This is a genomic window from Falsiruegeria sp. JB4-1 (assembly GCF_055693495.1).
Genome location: NZ_JBVFTZ010000001.1, coordinates 4294796 through 4311687, shown reverse-complemented (window position 1 = coordinate 4311687; position 16892 = coordinate 4294796). Strand labels below are relative to the sequence as shown.

General features: G+C 53.0%; 12 protein-coding genes, 3 tRNA genes, 3 rRNA genes and 1 pseudogene. 12 read left to right on the top strand and 7 right to left on the bottom strand.

Annotated features, from left to right (window positions below; genetic code table 11):
- The first annotated feature begins 82 nt into the window (after positions 1 to 82).
- The 9 genes from ACZ1HE_RS21945 (at position 83) to ACZ1HE_RS21905 (ending at position 8684) form a co-directional block, all read left to right on the top strand.
- Entirely contained in the window at positions 83 to 1348 is a 1266-nt protein-coding gene (locus ACZ1HE_RS21945) for a D-arabinono-1,4-lactone oxidase (protein ID WP_472624601.1), read from the top strand.
- Positions 1349 to 1352: 4 nt separating this feature from the next.
- Positions 1353 to 1886, top strand: coding sequence for an alanine racemase (locus tag ACZ1HE_RS21940; protein WP_472624273.1), 534 nt, complete (start codon positions 1353 to 1355; stop codon positions 1884 to 1886).
- Positions 1850 to 2479, top strand: a complete 630-nt coding sequence (locus ACZ1HE_RS21935; RefSeq protein WP_472624271.1) for a type III PLP-dependent enzyme domain-containing protein — start codon at positions 1850 to 1852, stop codon at positions 2477 to 2479. The genes ACZ1HE_RS21940 and ACZ1HE_RS21935 overlap by 37 nt, the downstream gene beginning before the upstream one ends.
- Positions 2480 to 3155: 676 nt before the next feature.
- Positions 3156 to 4617: ribosomal RNA gene (locus ACZ1HE_RS21930) — 16S ribosomal RNA — on the top strand.
- 144 nt (positions 4618 to 4761) lie between these two features.
- A tRNA-Ala gene (locus ACZ1HE_RS21925) sits at positions 4762 to 4837 on the top strand.
- Between the two features lie 61 nt (positions 4838 to 4898).
- Positions 4899 to 4975: transfer RNA gene (locus ACZ1HE_RS21920), tRNA-Ile, on the top strand.
- A gap of 388 nt (positions 4976 to 5363) precedes the next feature.
- A 23S ribosomal RNA gene (locus ACZ1HE_RS21915) occupies positions 5364 to 8189 on the top strand.
- Positions 8190 to 8417: 228 nt separating this feature from the next.
- Positions 8418 to 8532, top strand: a 5S ribosomal RNA gene (gene rrf / locus ACZ1HE_RS21910).
- The 16S, 23S and 5S rRNA genes sit together here with 3 tRNA genes alongside, the layout of an rRNA operon.
- Positions 8533 to 8607: 75 nt before the next feature.
- Positions 8608 to 8684: transfer RNA gene (locus ACZ1HE_RS21905), tRNA-Met, on the top strand.
- On the opposite strand, the gene ACZ1HE_RS21900 is transcribed toward ACZ1HE_RS21905, so the two are convergent.
- The 7 genes and pseudogenes from ACZ1HE_RS21900 to ACZ1HE_RS21870 form a co-directional block, all read right to left on the bottom strand.
- Positions 8641 to 9936, bottom strand: coding sequence for a recombinase family protein (locus tag ACZ1HE_RS21900; protein ID WP_472624599.1), 1296 nt, complete (start codon positions 9934 to 9936; stop codon positions 8641 to 8643). The two genes, ACZ1HE_RS21905 and ACZ1HE_RS21900, sit on opposite strands and share 44 nt — an antisense overlap.
- Before the next feature lie 50 nt (positions 9937 to 9986).
- A complete protein-coding gene (locus ACZ1HE_RS21895; protein WP_472624597.1) occupies positions 9987 to 10115 on the bottom strand; it encodes a hypothetical protein in 129 nt (42 codons plus the stop codon).
- 37 nt (positions 10116 to 10152) lie between these two features.
- A pseudogene (locus ACZ1HE_RS21890) lies at positions 10153 to 10308 on the bottom strand (recombinase family protein); the annotation flags it as partial.
- A gap of 57 nt (positions 10309 to 10365) precedes the next feature.
- Positions 10366 to 11436, bottom strand: a complete 1071-nt coding sequence (locus ACZ1HE_RS21885) for a tyrosine-type recombinase/integrase (protein WP_472624269.1) — start codon at positions 11434 to 11436, stop codon at positions 10366 to 10368.
- Positions 11433 to 12143 (bottom strand): tyrosine-type recombinase/integrase, encoded by a 711-nt coding sequence (locus tag ACZ1HE_RS21880; protein ID WP_472624267.1) that lies wholly within the window; start codon positions 12141 to 12143, stop codon positions 11433 to 11435. Before ACZ1HE_RS21880 ends, ACZ1HE_RS21885 begins: the two co-directional genes overlap by 4 nt.
- A 1126-nt stretch (positions 12144 to 13269) precedes the next feature.
- Complete coding sequence (locus ACZ1HE_RS21875) at positions 13270 to 13455, bottom strand: helix-turn-helix domain-containing protein (RefSeq protein ID WP_472624265.1); 186 nt, start codon at positions 13453 to 13455, stop codon at positions 13270 to 13272.
- 281 nt (positions 13456 to 13736) lie between these two features.
- Complete coding sequence (locus tag ACZ1HE_RS21870; RefSeq protein ID WP_472624263.1) at positions 13737 to 14474, bottom strand: hypothetical protein; 738 nt, start codon at positions 14472 to 14474, stop codon at positions 13737 to 13739.
- 317 nt (positions 14475 to 14791) lie between these two features.
- On the opposite strand from ACZ1HE_RS21870, the gene ACZ1HE_RS21865 reads away from it, so the two are divergent.
- From ACZ1HE_RS21865 to ACZ1HE_RS21855, 3 genes are all read left to right on the top strand, one after another.
- Positions 14792 to 15274: a 6TM ABC transporter family protein gene (locus tag ACZ1HE_RS21865; RefSeq protein WP_472624261.1), complete on the top strand. Its 483-nt coding sequence runs from the start codon at positions 14792 to 14794 to the stop codon at positions 15272 to 15274.
- 71 nt (positions 15275 to 15345) lie between these two features.
- Positions 15346 to 16320 (top strand): ATP-binding cassette domain-containing protein, encoded by a 975-nt coding sequence (locus ACZ1HE_RS21860; RefSeq protein ID WP_472624259.1) that lies wholly within the window; start codon positions 15346 to 15348, stop codon positions 16318 to 16320.
- Entirely contained in the window at positions 16320 to 16847 is a 528-nt protein-coding gene (locus tag ACZ1HE_RS21855; RefSeq protein WP_472624257.1) for a hypothetical protein, read from the top strand. The genes ACZ1HE_RS21860 and ACZ1HE_RS21855 overlap by 1 nt, the downstream gene beginning before the upstream one ends.
- Positions 16848 to 16892 lie beyond the last annotated feature (45 nt).

Below are 16892 nucleotides of genomic sequence, written 5' to 3'. Positions count from 1 at the left end.
CCACTCACATATACACTTGACGTTGGATCAGGCTTGAGAACCATTCCATTTGCGGAAACCCTTTTCAAAAGGAGGATTTCGGATGTGGAAAAATTGGGGTGGAAATCAAGAGAACCATTTGCACGCGATCTATCCGACGTCTTTGGATGAGCTTCGACACGTCATTTCGACAGAAAGTTCGCCACGGATCGTAGGTTCTGGCCATTCCTTTACGCCTTTGGTCGCAGAAGCGTCGAGAATCGTTTCGCTACGGGATCTTCGGGAGACCCCACGTATTGCCAGTTCGGAAAATCTGGCCTGGATGGACGCCAACAAGCAGCTGAAAGAGCTGTCACCGCTTTTGGCCGATGAAGGTCTGGCGTTTCGCAACCTTGGTGACATCAACGTCCAGACTTTGGCTGGAGCCGTGTCTACGGCTACGCATGGAACAGGCGCCACTCTTCCCTGTCTGTCGGCTGAATTGCGGAACGTAAAGATCATGTTGGCACGTGGTGACATCATCAATACAGAAGATGATCCGACCGGTGATCTGATTGAAGCAGCTCGGGTATCGCTTGGGGCTTTGGGTGTTATACTTGAAGCTCAGGTAGAGCTAGTTCCCAAGTACTACCTTCGGCGTCGAGTGGAAGTGGGGAGCTTGCAGGATACTCTCGCACAGATGCACGAACTTTGGGCATCTCACCGAAACTTTGAGTTCTTCTACATTCCTTGGTCTCAAAAAACACTTCGCCTGCGACATGATCTGGCGACCGAACCCCGAGGAAAGGCGCCTGCAGATTTGGACAACCTTGCTGTGTACGGACTGAGGTTTGCGCGTTTTCTTGGTCGTTTGCATCCAAGTCTGCGGCGCCAGGCTTTGGCGTCTCTTTCTGCGCTGCAAACAGAAGAAGATTACGTTGATGAGAGTTGGCGGGTTCTGTGCAGTCAACGAGACGTTCGGTTTGTGGAAATGGAATATCATGTACCACCAGATGCAGCGCGGGAAGTGCTGAAAGACGTCATTGCAAGAACGGAAAATAATCATCCCAATGTCTATTTCCCGATTGAAGTTCGAAAAACCGCTGGCGACAGTGGTTGGCTGTCTCCTTTTCAGGGCGGAGAGCGAATTTCGGTGGCCATCCATACCGCGGCTCATCAGAATTTCAGGGAGTATTTCGCAGATATTGAGCCAATTTTCAAAGCTGCAGGAGCGCGGCCACATTGGGGGAAGATGCACTCTTTGACGTTCTCAGATCTCGATAAGCTCTACCCAGACTTTCTCCGATTTTGCGAGCTCCGAGAGAAACTTGACCCTTCGGGTAAATTCCTGAGTGGATATTTGCGAAAACTCCTGGTTGAAGGGTCCTGACGAGATGATTGTGACCGATTTAGCGGAAGCGTCAGCAGTCCTACGAGAGAGCGGTTTGAACAGGCCGAGTGTGATCGTGGACTTGGATGCTCTTGATCACAATATTCAGGTGCTACAAAAGACCGCTGACCCGACCCTTTCCTGGCGTTTAGTTGCAAAGTCTCTCCCGTCTGGCCCGTTGCTGAATTACCTGAAAAAGGCTCTGAAGATCGATGACCTCATGGTGTTCTCAGAGCCCATGCTGGCAAAGCTCTTATCCGAATCCAATGGCGATCTGTTGTTGGGGCGTCCGATGCTCGTTAGTTCAGTGCGCCGTATACTCAAACAACACCCTAATGCAGTTCATCAGGTGCAATGGCTGATAGATAGCATCGAACGCTTGTCGCAATATGATGAACTATCAAAGGAGTTCGATGTAAGGTTGCGCGTAAATCTCGAAATCGATGTCGGGCTTCACAGGGGGGATTCGCAGTTACGGATATCCCCAAAGTTGATGCTCTCTTGCGCGAGAATGAGGGGCTCAAGCTGGCTGGATTGATGGGGTATGAGCCTCATCTTTCAAAACTTCCTGCGATTCTGGCTTCGGGGGCAGAAAAGCGTTTCTTTCGCACTTACCGTTCTTTTTGGGAGTGGGCTAATACAATTGGCGATGGCTTGTGCTTCAACACTGGGGGAAGCTTGACGTTCCAACGCTATGTTTCTGAAAATATGATCAACGACATTAGTTTCGGTTCAGTGATGGTCTTGCCGTCGGATTTTGAGCAATCATCATCACATGGTTTTGTGCCAGCGGCTTACATAGCCACACCAATTCTCAAGGTTTTGCCGGGTAATCCCTGGCCAGGCTTGGAGTTCTTATCTCCACTTAGAAACGGTTCTGCTGATGTCGTGATCCAGGGCGGGTATTTTATGGGGCAACCTGTATATCCTGCTAGATACGGCTATTCGAAGCTTTTTGGACGATCTACCAATCAAGAGATCTGGAGCGGTACAGCTCGACCCAGCATGGTACCGGGAGATGTTGCACTGCTTCGACCTAGCCAAAGCGAATTTGTGATGAACTCCCTGGGTCCAATCCTAGCCTATCGTCAAGGTCAGCAGCTCTGTGAATGGTCTGTACTTCCGCATTGAACGCCAAGGTGTGGTTAAACGAGTCGCAAAAAACAGAGATTCAATCCATGCCTTGTGTGGACATGGCTAAAAGCTACAATATGTAGAGTGTCATCACTCAAATTGAATGTATGCTGTTCCTCCCTGACCCGAAGACTAACCTTTACGTCCTGCGCTGATGATCGCTAAGCTATTGTAAATAAATAAATAAACAAAAAACATCGAGGAACTTTGAAGTTTTTGCGAAATGGGGGTTGCGGACTCACGGTGTCATCCGTAAATACCCCTTCACCGGCGGCGCTGAGGCGCTACGGTGCGGACGGAACGGACTGGACGGAGAGTTCGGGATGGGAAGTTCGGAGAGAATTCGAGGTAGGATTGACGCGGTTTGCGCCAGGTAAGATTGGCGCTTCGTGTTGGTTTTTGTCTCTGGGGTTTAGGCTCCGACGCTGTTTGACAATAGAATACACTGAAGAGATATGTGGGCGGTTTGGTTCATTTCGATGGATCAACGTCTGTATATCAACGCTCTTAGGGTTTCGGCCCGATGATTGAGTGTCAGCTTCACTGTTTGTACGGCTTTCGCTACTTTGTAGCTGAAGCACACAAACAGAGAAAACTTATATTGGTTTCAGTAATGCCAATATGAGTGATGTGCAGAGGTTCGAACGTCAAGGATAAGCATGCAAGTGCTTTTCAACTTGAGAGTTTGATCCTGGCTCAGAACGAACGCTGGCGGCAGGCCTAACACATGCAAGTCGAGCGCGCCCTTCGGGGTGAGCGGCGGACGGGTTAGTAACGCGTGGGAATATACCCAAAGGTAGGGAATAGCCTCTGGAAACGGAGAGTAATACCCTATGTGCCCTTCGGGGGAAAGATTTATCGCCTTTGGATTAGCCCGCGTTAGATTAGATAGTTGGTGGGGTAATGGCCTACCAAGTCTACGATCTATAGCTGGTTTTAGAGGATGATCAGCAACACTGGGACTGAGACACGGCCCAGACTCCTACGGGAGGCAGCAGTGGGGAATCTTGGACAATGGGCGCAAGCCTGATCCAGCCATGCCGCGTGAGTGATGAAGGCCTTAGGGTCGTAAAGCTCTTTCGCCAGGGATGATAATGACAGTACCTGGTAAAGAAACCCCGGCTAACTCCGTGCCAGCAGCCGCGGTAATACGGAGGGGGTTAGCGTTGTTCGGAATTACTGGGCGTAAAGCGCGCGTAGGCGGATCAGAAAGTAAGGGGTGAAATCCCAGGGCTCAACCCTGGAACTGCCTCTTAAACTCCTGGTCTTGAGTTCGAGAGAGGTGAGTGGAATTCCGAGTGTAGAGGTGAAATTCGTAGATATTCGGAGGAACACCAGTGGCGAAGGCGGCTCACTGGCTCGATACTGACGCTGAGGTGCGAAAGTGTGGGGAGCAAACAGGATTAGATACCCTGGTAGTCCACACCGTAAACGATGAATGCCAGTCGTCAGCAAGCATGCTTGTTGGTGACACACCTAACGGATTAAGCATTCCGCCTGGGGAGTACGGTCGCAAGATTAAAACTCAAAGGAATTGACGGGGGCCCGCACAAGCGGTGGAGCATGTGGTTTAATTCGAAGCAACGCGCAGAACCTTACCAACCCTTGACATCCTAGGACAACTCCAGAGATGGAGCCTTCCTTCGGGACCTAGTGACAGGTGCTGCATGGCTGTCGTCAGCTCGTGTCGTGAGATGTTCGGTTAAGTCCGGCAACGAGCGCAACCCACATCCTTAGTTGCCAGCAGTTCGGCTGGGCACTCTAGGGAAACTGCCCGTGATAAGCGGGAGGAAGGTGTGGATGACGTCAAGTCCTCATGGCCCTTACGGGTTGGGCTACACACGTGCTACAATGGCAACTACAGTGGGTTAATCCCCAAAAGTTGTCTCAGTTCGGATTGGGGTCTGCAACTCGACCCCATGAAGTCGGAATCGCTAGTAATCGCGTAACAGCATGACGCGGTGAATACGTTCCCGGGCCTTGTACACACCGCCCGTCACACCATGGGAGTTGGGTTTACCCGAAGGCCGTGCGCCAACCTTTCGAGGGGGCAGCGGACCACGGTGAGCTCAGCGACTGGGGTGAAGTCGTAACAAGGTAGCCGTAGGGGAACCTGCGGCTGGATCACCTCCTTTCTAAGGATGTTTCTAGTCATCATAGAGTTCGCTCTTGATCGTGAAACACTTAGCAACGGTCAGTATACAAAACTGACCAAACATCAGGACCAGGCCGTCCTCATATCTCTTCAGTCACCGAGCCCTGAATGCAGGGTTCTTCAAGGGGCCTTAGCTCAGCTGGGAGAGCGCCTGATTTGCATTCAGGAGGTCAGGAGTTCGATCCTCCTAGGCTCCACCAGATATACGGCCCTGGATAACCACGAGGGGCTGAACGCCGATTTTGCAACGCAAAATCAGCTGGGTCGGTAGCTCAGGTGGTTAGAGCGCACGCCTGATAAGCGTGAGGTCGGAGGTTCAAGTCCTCCTCGACCCACCATATCCCTTCGATTTGATCGTTAAGCACCGTTTTTGGTTTTTAACCGTCCAATCGGACGTCGCTTCTTCGGAAGCATTGACATCGTTTAGAGAGAAATCAATCAACACTGTTTGATCGCGCCGAGTGTGGCGTGGATCTCAGTTCGGTTCCACTTCGGTGGAAGGCATTTGACACGAGTGTTTCCTCGCTCCGTCTTATGTATCCCGTCTGAAACGAACAGAGTTGTCCAAGTCAAGTACACTAACCCGAGTGTTCCGCACGGAACACTCAATGTCCGCTTCACCGACATGAAGCGGGCGGGAAAGTATGCTTTTGGTTCAGGAAGATAAGCTGCAGTTACTTACCAGCTACTGCGGTCGAAAGACGTCAGTTTTCTCTTTCTGGATCAAATCAAGCGCGAGAAGGGCGTTTGGTGAATGCCTTGGCAGTAAGAGGCGATGAAAGACGTGATACTCTGCGATAAGCCATGGGGAGCTGAGAATAAGCTTTGATCCATGGATCTCTGAATGGGGGAACCCACCTGAAAGTTCATTATAATAGCTTCGGCTGTTTATAATGTTCTTAACCAGGTACTTAAGACCTGAATACATAGGGTTTTAAGAGCAAACCCGGGGAACTGAAACATCTAAGTACCCGGAGGAAAGGAAATCAATTGATACTCCCCTAGTAGCGGCGAGCGAACGGGGACCAGCCGAGCCGGATGAGTGACTAGAACATGTTGGGAAGCATGGCCATAGCGGGTGACAGCCCCGTATAGGAAGCTCTGATGGACGTATTAAGTAGGGCGGAACACGTGAAATTCTGTCTGAAGATCGGAGGACCACCTTCGAAGGCTAAGTACTCCTTACTGACCGATAGTGAACCAGTACCGTGAGGGAAAGGTGAAAAGCACCCCGACGAGGGGAGTGAAACAGTACCTGAAACCGAACGCCTACAATCAGTTGGAGGCCCCTTGAGGGCTGACAGCGTACCTTTTGTATAATGGGTCATCGACTTGGTCTCACGTGCAAGCTTAAGCCGTTAGGTGTAGGCGCAGCGAAAGCGAGTCTTAATAGGGCGTCGAGTTCGTGGGATCAGACCCGAAACCGAGTGATCTAGGCATGACCAGGCTGAAGGTAAGGTAACACTTACTGGAGGGCCGAACCCACACCTGTTGAAAAAGGTCGGGATGAGTTGTGCCTAGGGGTGAAAGGCCAATCAAACTCGGAGATAGCTGGTTCTCTGCGAAATCTATTTAGGTAGAGCGTCATCCGAATACCCCGGGGGTAGAGCACTGGATGGGTAATGGGGCCCCACAGGCTTACTGATCCTAACCAAACTCCGAATACCCGGGAGTACTAGATGGCAGACACACTGCGGATGCTAACGTCCGTAGTGGAGAGGGAAACAACCCTGACCTACAGCTAAGGCCCCCAATTCATGGCTAAGTGGGAAAGCAGGTGGGATGTCCAAAACAACCAGGAGGTTGGCTTAGAAGCAGCCATCCTTTAAAGATAGCGTAACAGCTCACTGGTCTAATTAAGACGTCCTGCGGCGAAGATGTAACGGGGCTCAAGCCATGAGCCGAAGCTTAGGATGCCGTAAGGCATGGTAGCAGAGCGTAGTGTGACATAGTTCCATGCGTCTTTAACCTTCTTCGGAAGGTGTTGGACGCAAGGAGCTTTCGATGAAGCCGGCCTGTGAGGGATCCGGTGGAGAGATCACTAGTGAGAATGATGACATGAGTAGCGACAAAGAGTGTGAGAGACACTCTCGCCGAAAGTCCAAGGGTTCCTGCTTAAAGCTAATCTGAGCAGGGTAAGCCGACCCCTAAGGCGAGGCCGAAAGGCGTAGTCGATGGGAACCAGGTTAATATTCCTGGGCCAGGAAGAGGTGACGGATCTCGGAGGTAGTTCATCCTTATCGGATTGAATGGGCTGCTGAGAGGTCCCTGGAAATAGCCCTTCCATGAGATCGTACCCTAAACCGACACAGGTGGACTGGTAGAGAATACCAAGGCGCTTGAGAGAACGATGTTGAAGGAACTCGGCAAAATACCTCCGTAAGTTCGCGAGAAGGAGGCCCGGTTCCTAGGCAACTAGGGGCTGGGGGCACAAACCAGGGGGTGGCGACTGTTTATTAAAAACACAGGGCTCTGCGAAGTCGCAAGACGACGTATAGGGTCTGACGCCTGCCCGGTGCCTGAAGGTTAAAAGGAGGGGTGAGAGCTCTGAATTGAAGCCCAGGTAAACGGCGGCCGTAACTATAACGGTCCTAAGGTAGCGAAATTCCTTGTCGGGTAAGTTCCGACCTGCACGAATGGCGTAACGACTTCCCCGCTGTCTCCAACATCGACTCAGCGAAATTGAATTGCCTGTCAAGATGCAGGCTTCCCGCGGTTAGACGGAAAGACCCCGTGCACCTTTACTACAGCTTCACACTGGCATTAGGCCGAACATGTGCAGAATAGGTGGTAGGCTTTGAAACAGGGACGCCAGTTCCTGTGGAGCCTCCTTTGAGATACCACCCTTGTTCTGCTTGATGTCTAACCGCGGTCCGTTATCCGGATCCGGGACCCTGTGTGGCGGGTAGTTTGACTGGGGCGGTCGCCTCCTAAAGCGTAACGGAGGCGCGCGAAGGTTGGCTCAGAGCGGTCGGAAATCGCTCGTTGAGTGCAATGGCAGAAGCCAGCCTGACTGCAAGACTGACAAGTCGAGCAGAGTCGAAAGACGGCCATAGTGATCCGGTGGTCCCGAGTGGAAGGGCCATCGCTCAACGGATAAAAGGTACGCCGGGGATAACAGGCTGATACTGCCCAAGAGTCCATATCGACGGCAGTGTTTGGCACCTCGATGTCGGCTCATCTCATCCTGGGGCTGGAGCAGGTCCCAAGGGTACGGCTGTTCGCCGTTTAAAGAGGTACGTGAGCTGGGTTTAGAACGTCGTGAGACAGTTCGGTCCCTATCTGCCGTGGGTGTAGGATACTTGAGAGGAGTTGCCCCTAGTACGAGAGGACCGGGGTGAACGAACCACTGGTGGACCTGTTGTTGCGCCAGCAGCAGTGCAGGGTAGCTATGTTCGGACAGGATAACCGCTGAAGGCATCTAAGCGGGAAGCCCCCTCAAAACAAGGTATCCCTGAGGGCCGTGGTAGACCACCACGTCGATAGGCCGGAGATGTAAGCATGGTAACATGTTCAGTTGACCGGTACTAATTGCCCGATAGGCTTGATTTGATCCAGTAAAAGAAAAACTGGTTCCAATAAGCATACGAACCCTACAAAACACAAAATCATGGACAGCACGTGAGACTTTGAAAACAAAGTCCACGGTGTTGATTGATCTTCTTCGATGAACTGGAACAGCCAGCCTGACATAACTCAGGTGCGGCAACGGGCATTTGCTACGCAAATACCCTGCCTGCCGCCAAATCCATTCATCGAAGTTAAATGGATTTTTCTCGGTTTGGTGGTCATAGCGCAAGTGAAACACCCGGTCCCATCCCGAACCCGGAAGTTAAGCACTGCTGCGGCAATGGTACTGCGTCTCAAGGCGTGGGAGAGTAGCTCACCGCCAAACCTAGTAAAATCCAATTCTCTCAAAACGGTCAAATATACCAGACCTCAAACCGCAAGCGCGGACGGTCAAAAGTGTCGCGGGATGGAGCAGCCCGGTAGCTCGTCAGGCTCATAACCTGAAGGTCGCAGGTTCAAATCCTGCTCCCGCAACCAACGATATTTGCGAAACCGCCTCAGCCATGTCGGCTCGGGCGGTTTTTGCTTTTGTGTCAGCTGCTAAGGCCAAGATACCGGCAAGATCTCCATGCAGATCCATGTCATATCCGTCTTCAGAAGGTGTCAGCACCACCTTGTCGATGAGTGCGCGTAGCGCCTCAGCAGCTTCGCTGCGCACATCGGCTTCATTGAGAGCGTTGGCAAGGTCGCGGACTTTTAAGTGGTAGACGTCTGACATGTTGGGATGCAGCGTCGGTTGCGGGGCTGGTGCCTCCTCCAGGTCACTCTCCAGCTTGACCTTCCTCTCTTCCAGCTCAGCCATTTTTCCTTTGACGGTCGACGTCGGTGCTCCGTCTATCAGTGCTTGGACCAAACGTTCCAGCGCGTGATTGGTCTTCGCGAGTTCGGCTTCCTTGGACGCGCGAGACGATTGGGAGGTGGTTCTCAACCGGTTGGTCTCTGCGACGAACTCTTCGCAAAAGACACTGAACAGGTCTGGGTCCATCAATTGGTCGGAGAGCGCGGTGAGAACCCGGTCTTCAACTTTGATCCTCGCGATGGACTTGCGATTGTTGCACGTGCCTTTGTTGCGCGCAGAAGAGCACCCGATGTGGGTTTGCGAAATGACTGACATGCCGCCGCCACAGGCCCCGCAGGTAAGTAGCCCTGATAGCAGGTACTTTGCCCGTCGGGCGCGGCCCAGTGCGAGCCCCCGGTTGGTCCGCTTAGGGAGAGCCGTTCTTTTTTGGCGTGACTTTGCAGCGTCCCAAAGTTCCTGTGGAATAATGCGCAATTCCGGTGTTGGCACTGAAATCCAGTCTTCAGGCGGCTTGAGTCGTGAAACCCGGCGCCCGGTTTTAGGATCCTTGAGGTAGCGAAGCCTGTTCCAAACCAAGCGTCCAACGTAGAGTTCATTATTTAATATACCGGTGCCACGGCTTATGTTGCCATGAATGGTGGAAGCGCCCCACGCTGTTCCTCGTGGCCCAGGAACACCTTCTTTATTGAGCGCTTGGGCTATCTTGCGTGGTGAGAACCCTCCCACATAGTCGTCAAAGATGCGGGTTATTATGGTCGCTTGCTCTGAATTGATTTTGCGCTCACCGGTTGCTTGTGAGCCGTCGGCTTCCAGGCGTCGCACGACATCATACCCGTAGCTGTTTCCGCCTCCTGATCGCCCAGCTTCAACGCGACCGCGCAGACCGCGACGTGTTTTGTCTGCAAGATCCTTTAGGAACAGAGCGCTCATCGTGCCTTTTAGCCCGATGTGCAACTCCGATATCGCGCCTTCGGAAAGGGTTACGATCTGAACGCTGCAGCGAAAGAAAGGCGCTTGTAAACTCCGGCGATGTCTTCCTGATCACGAGAAATGCGATCTAGGGATTCCGCTAGTACAACTTCGAACTTGCCAGCTAACGCATCTTCCAGAAGGGATTGAATGCCCGGGCGAGATCAGGCTCGCGCCTGAATTTGACCGGTCACTATAGCTATCCACAACGGCCCATTCCTCAGCATCCGCATGTTCACGGCACAGACGCAGTTGGTCCTCAATGGAAGCGTCGCGCTGGTTGTCGGAACTGTAGCGGGCGTAGAGAGCAACACGTGGGGTAGTTTGGGTCATACTGTAACTCCTGCAGCCGGTTGTGGCTAGGCTCCCTTGAAACTTGATGGGAATGTGTCACGCCAGACGCTTGCGCAGCGAATACATTGCACCGTTCAACTTACGCCCGGCTTCTACCTGACTGGCTTGATTGTAGTGCTTCTCGGTCGTCTTAGGGTTGGTGTGGCCGAGCAGGGGAGTAGCCAGTCTCACGTTCTTGGGGCTGTCGTAGGCAAGTGTCGTTGCGGCGCTGTCCCGAAAATAGTGTGGGGAGATTGCTTGGCCAAAGGCTTGGGCCGTGCGTTTGGTTATGGCTTCGCCGAGTGCCCTGGGCTTTAGGGCAGAACCATCAATTGATATCCAAAGCGCCCGGCCCGGTGCGCTATGCCAGCGACCCTGGAGTTCAAGCAGTTGTGGCCTTATCTTTCCCAGATAGTGCATCAATGCTGGAACCAGCCGTGTAGGAACATTGGCCTCCCATGGACGATGGGTCTTCGACAACTCGGTTGGGATGACAATCTTCCATTCTTCGCCGACCTGGACCAAGTGTTCCTGCAACTGTATCGAACCGAAGGCGCGAATGCGGAGAGGTCGAAGTGCCAGCAATGCGATCGCCAGCCCGTCGCGATATTGCGCCAATGGCAACCTTGGATCTCCTCCTTTTAGGGTTGTAGCTCGTGACATGAGTTCCTCGCCCAACAGGACCAGATCTTCGCTGGGCCTCAGCCTCGCGCGCTTATCCTTTGTTGGCTTCGCTTTCCAAGAAAGAGAGCGCTCCGCTCGTTTGACGTGCGAGCGATCAACGTTTGGCCAGGCAAAGCGAAGATACTCGTGAAGGTCCCTGACTTGGCCCACGACCGTGAAAGGAGCAACTCGTCCTTTCAGCCAGCCAACATAACTACGCAAGGTGCCAATCGTGGTGCTATGTGGGACTTCGGTAGCTTTGCGAAGCTCCACATCTTCTAGCCATCCGAGGAAACGGCCAACGGCTTGCTCAATGGACTTCACCGAGGGTGCACGTAGGTGAGCTGCGGATCCGCTGCCATCGAAGATGTCTTCAGGTCGAAGGGCAAATGCCCAAGCCTCGCGATCTTTCTCTGGCCATTCCATGACAGGTACGCAGCGCGGGAGTTTACGTTTGCGTGTCATCGGAACGCCTTCCTTCCCTTGCGAACCGGCGAAAGCACCACTTCATCAAACCGCTTGGCAGCGGCAGAAATCTCCATGCCGGCATAAAACTGGATTGTCGTCTGCAGCGACTTGTGGCCCAAAAGGACGCGAACTGTCTCATAATCGCCGGGGCATTGCTTGAGAAAGAGATAACCAGTGATATGGCGGAACTGGTGGGGGCTGACACGAACGCCGAGTTCCCGCTCAGTCGTCTTGGCGATTGCCATGCCGAGCCCGACTTTTGAACGCTTCGATCCATGTCGACCCGGAAAGAGGTCACGGCAACCTGCTGACGCGAGAACCGGCCAAGCCTTGGACAAGTAGGCATCAAGAAGCCCAATCGTCTCGGGTGCCAGCGGCAGCTCAATCTCCAGGCCATTTTTGACCTCGTCAGCGGGAAAGGAAAGCGACACCGACTGATTCCGCCCTTTGCCCAGACGTATGATATGGCGGTCAATATTGATGTTCGCCAGGTTCTCGATCCGGATGGGAGCATTCAGCAAAAGACCAATAGCCAGAGCCTGCGATGCCAGGTAGGCGTCACGCTTGCTAACGCTGGGTTTGTTCAAAGCGCGCCTCATCAATCTGTCGGGCAGAAACAGCAACTCTCGAACCAGGATCTCATCATCGAACAGTCGGATCGTATCCCGGTTTTTTTGGTCATCCCTTCCGATTTTACCCGGCACTTGCTGCACATTGCCACGATTTTGGAAAGTTCCGCGTCTTCAAGTTGCACCCAATGACGCGCGATGGACAGCAAGACTCCACTGACGTGATGGGTTTGCTGAGAGGGCTTTCCGCCGTTGCGTGCAAGAAACCACTTGAGAATAGCTTTTGTGTTCTCGGGGGTGACCAGAAATGCCAAATCGATGATGTGTTCAGGGAGGATGCCTTCGTGCACCAAAGCGGACGCGCAGCGTAGAATGTGTTCCCGCTGCGATTTGACGCTCACTGGGCGTAGCGTTTTGAACGGCTGTTCTTCGAAGAGGTCAGCGCCTGCGAGCCGCTCGCACCACTTGTCGAGATCCGCGACGAAACTGCGTGGGAAAGTTGTCTCGGGAAGAAGAAAGACTTCACGCCGCGATACAACTGTCAGAGCAGACTCTGGCCATTCTTCTATTGCGCCGACCGATCTGTTCCAGGCTCGCACGAGGTTCTGGACGTGCTTCTCGCCATTCTTGACGAAGCTCCGATTGAGCAAAGCTTCTCGGTACTGCGTGACCGTATTGTCGCTCACGTCTTCTGGTTCAATTCCACGCAGAGAGCACCACTGCGAAAACCGGGCCAGCGCTTGCTTGTCATTCGGGGTTGTCAGCAGCCGCGCCAATTCGGCCCAACATGGAGATAGTTGTGCGCTCAGGCGCAATGGCTCCACGGGTGCGCCTGCCACCATCAGGGCTCTGACGAAGAGGGAGCGGATGTTGCCGAGCCTGCGAGCCGTTATGTTGAAACGGCGCGGTTGCACAGTCTCCAAAACCTGCCTTAGGTTCCCGATGTCTATTGTCACAGCAGATGTGGGCAGGTGCTGGGAAGGACGCAACCTTGCGGACCGCAGATGCCATCTCCCGAGCATCGCCTTTCGAAATCTCGTCCATGCAGTCGAGCCGGTTGATCACATCTTCTAATGTGGTCAACGGAGTGACAGAAGTTGACAGATCTTGCATTTGGTTGTCTCCCAGCGTCCCAGGTTGAAAATAGTGATAACTAGGCATTAATCAACAATCAGACAATGCAGATATAGTTTACACTATAGGTGACAATATTTTGAAAAATATACACAAAAATTGATCGAAGAAACCTTCAGCCAAGACCCTAAAAGCTGGTGCGTTCGTCGATGAAATCGATCAGTTCAGCCTCGGGAATCCGAAGGACCCTCCCCACCTGAAAAGCCTTCAGGCGACCGACTTTTATCCAGCGAAACACGGTGCGTTCTGAGACGCGCATGCGATCTGCAACCATGGACACGGTCAACATTGTGTCAAACTGTGCTTCTGTCATTCTGGGTTCTCCGATTTGACGGAGAGTGTGCCTTCAAGACCATCTGTGCCCCGTCCACGTTCCAACTCGGACACAAACTGTCTTGCCGCAGAACCTGCAAGAACGCGTACCAAAGCTTCCAAGGAAGGCTGAGAGCGTTCCGTGTTCGGTTTGGTAACCTTGTGGCGTGAAGTGTCCGTCATGGACACTTTTTAGTGCCTGCTTCCGTGATCTCTGTAGTCGTTAGTCGATGAGGATTTGCTCGACTAATGACTATGAAGTTTGGACGGTCCCACCATTGATCAATTAGCCAGGTGGCGAGTAATTGCGGTGTCCAGACCAGTGGTGCTCATGCCAATACTCTCGAAAACCAGTTCACACATATTGCAGAACATACCTGCCGACGTTGATGTCGGCTTGGCCTCGTAAACTCTTTCAAAGGTGTGCGAAAGTTGAGTGAGCGCATATTGCCGTGCTTGATTGGGCGGTTTGCCTATTGGCACTGGGCCGATCAGCGCATCTTGCGCTTCCAGGTGCTTGATGAGGAGCCCCAAGAAGTTTGTGATTGGTAGAGTTGGGTTTTCGGCCATGGCTTGCCTTGCGGCCCGCTGAACCTCCGAGAGAATCCACTGAGCACCGCCGTCACGGGACCGCTTGATTGCGAGCTCCAACTCCCGTTCGTCAATCCAGAAACCAGTATTTTGACCGGTCAATATCTCCATGCCGGGAATGCTTAAGAGGATAGCTAAATTGCTCGAAAGATCTTCGTCCGAAAAGTATCGAATGAGGTCCACTTCGGACGAAAACGCGGTCCGGGCATCACGCAAGTTTGCAATTGTATCGCTCAGAGCGGTTTTTGTTCTCTTGATCGCTTCGTTAAGGGGTATGCCGCGCTTCTGAAAAGCCGAAAGTGTATGCGCGATGACCTGAACGGATTGCACAAAGAAGCGGATGTGCTTGGCTGGAACTTGAAGGCTACCCTTCGCGATCTCTGTCAGCTCTTCCTCACTGGGAATCTCAATCGCGGATAGGGGCGGCATTGGCAAAGGCTCGAAGTAGTCGAAATCAGAAATGACATCAGACTAACTTAAAGCAAGCCTCGAGTCCCGAGTGACGGTGGAATGGCACGCGCAAAAGATCTGGCTGCCATCGAAAGTGAATTGTTCAGGGATTGCCCGCATGCAAAGGCGAACCGCAAACAAGAAGCCGCGAAAGGGCTCGCTCCAAGAAACTTTCCTGACGTACCTTGTCTCAAGCCGTCTTTATCTAATTGAGCCTTTGAGTTGATTCACTTTCACGCTGTGTTAGTTTTTCTTTAGTAAAGCTGAATATCTAAAATTTTTTGAGAAGGACATGGATGAGCATCGACGCGACACATCGAGAAAATAAATCCACTAGTGCTCCCACGATGACCGCAAGCTCGCGCCTTTTTGTGAGCCTTCTTTCCGTTGGAATCAACGCGCTTGCATTGGCACTTCCGCTAGCTCTCCTTCAAGTTTACGATCGGATCTTACCAAATCAATCAGCCGGATCGGCCATAGTTATTTTCTCGGCTGTTGTTGTGGCGTTGTTGCTCTCTGGGCTGCTCCGATACGTCAGGTCCGGGATTTTAGCCCGATGGTCAGCGCTGGAAGAGCATAGGCTCTGGTCTCAAACCGTCGTGCAATTGCTTCAGGGGAACCACAGCCAAGAGGAAGCTCTTCTTCTCGCCTCTACGCCTCCCAAAGCGCGGGATGTGAATGTTGGTCAAACAATGCTTGCGAAGTTTGACGCCCCATTTACAATCGTTTTTCTCGCTTTGATTGCATATCTTGGTGGGGTTGTTGTAGCCGCCCCCTAATGGTCGCCGCTGTTTCGGTGATCACATTCCTCATAGTTGCAACGCGCAATCGATCGGCACTAGTACAAGAAATGCAGTCTAGCGCGCAGTTTGAGGCCGGTATCACTGCACTTGCGAATGCGTCTTCAAACACGACGACCTTGAACAGCCTCGGCGCGACATTTTCGCGTTTGGCTCGCGCGAGCGCAGAACAGTCCAAGGCAAAAAGAACGATCCAGAACATCAGCAGCTTTCAGATGGACATGCTTCAGAGTGGCGCGCTGATCACGACTGTCGGTGTAGTCTGGTTGGGAGCCGGAGAGGTGCTTACGGGGCAGATGACGACTGGTGGCCTCGCAGCCTGCACTTTGCTGGGTTCCAGGGCGGCCTCCCAACTTGTCGGCGTTGCTGCAACAGTCCTGCGTGCCCAGCCTGCAGCCGTCGCCGCAAAGCAATCGAAGTCCATCCTTAATCGCAGTGGAGAAGTCGGGAAACCGCTGACAAACGATACCGCAGGTTTCTTGTACGCGACCGGTGGCGGCATCTGGGTTTTTGAAGCGTCGCCGCATCAGTCAGCCCCTGAAAAGTTGGAAGTCATCGTTAATCACTTGTCGCGTAAACTTGCGTACACGGATGCTGTCCGTGTCGTAGGCGCCCGCCCGCGGCTGTTGATTGGTCGACTGATGGGCTGCTTGTCCCGTCTTGACAGTGATCTTGAGGAGGAGGCGTCGATACTCTCACGGCACATTGGACTGGACAACATCGTTTGTCGACTTCCTCACGGCTACGACACGGAACTGATGTCTTCGGGTAAACCACTTCCGGATGGCGGAGCCAAGCGCGCAGCAATCGTTCAAGCCTTTGTCGGCAAACCCGAACTGGTCATTCTTGAGGCCCCTGAGGCCTCTTTGGATGTCGAAGCGGTGCAGAAACTTTCTGAATTCCTTCTGTCTTTCTCGGACGAGGTCAAGATCCTGATACAAACATCCTCGAATGTTCTCCGCGATGGCCTGAAAGATGCCCGCCGCCTCGAAGACCCACTAAACTGGATCGAGGGGGTCGAATAATGCCTGACGCCATCGGTTTCCTCCAATCCGTACTTACCTTTCTCGACGGGCGGCACTCTGACGAGGTGATAAACGCCGCGTTTGGTGGGTCTTCCTCTTCTCTTTCCGACATGGCGCGCGCCTGCAACCTGATCGGGGTTCACGCTTCGATCCATAAGGGCGTTCCTGGAACCTGGAACGACGGACATGATGGTGCATTGATCGCATGGGACGGCAAAAACTGGGCCGCGCTGGTGCGAAAGGATAAGGAGCTCGTCTCATTTCCTGAGAATGACAGGCCGCGACAGATGCGTTTGCCAAAGGGGCCGATCCTTTTTCTTCGCATGCTTCCCGAATCCGAAGCCACAAAAGTCACCTACGCCAATATCTCATTGCGCGCACGTCGCGCTTTCGTCCATGTAGCGTGGCAGTCATTGGTCATAAACCTATGCGCCCTTGCTGTACCTTTCTTTACAATGGCAGTGTATGATCGGGTGTTGGGGGAGGTGCCGCCAATTCGCTTCCGGCCCTATTGTCCGGTGCGGTGATTGTTCTGAGCACGATGCTGGCGATGCGCCGCGTGCGGTCTGGGC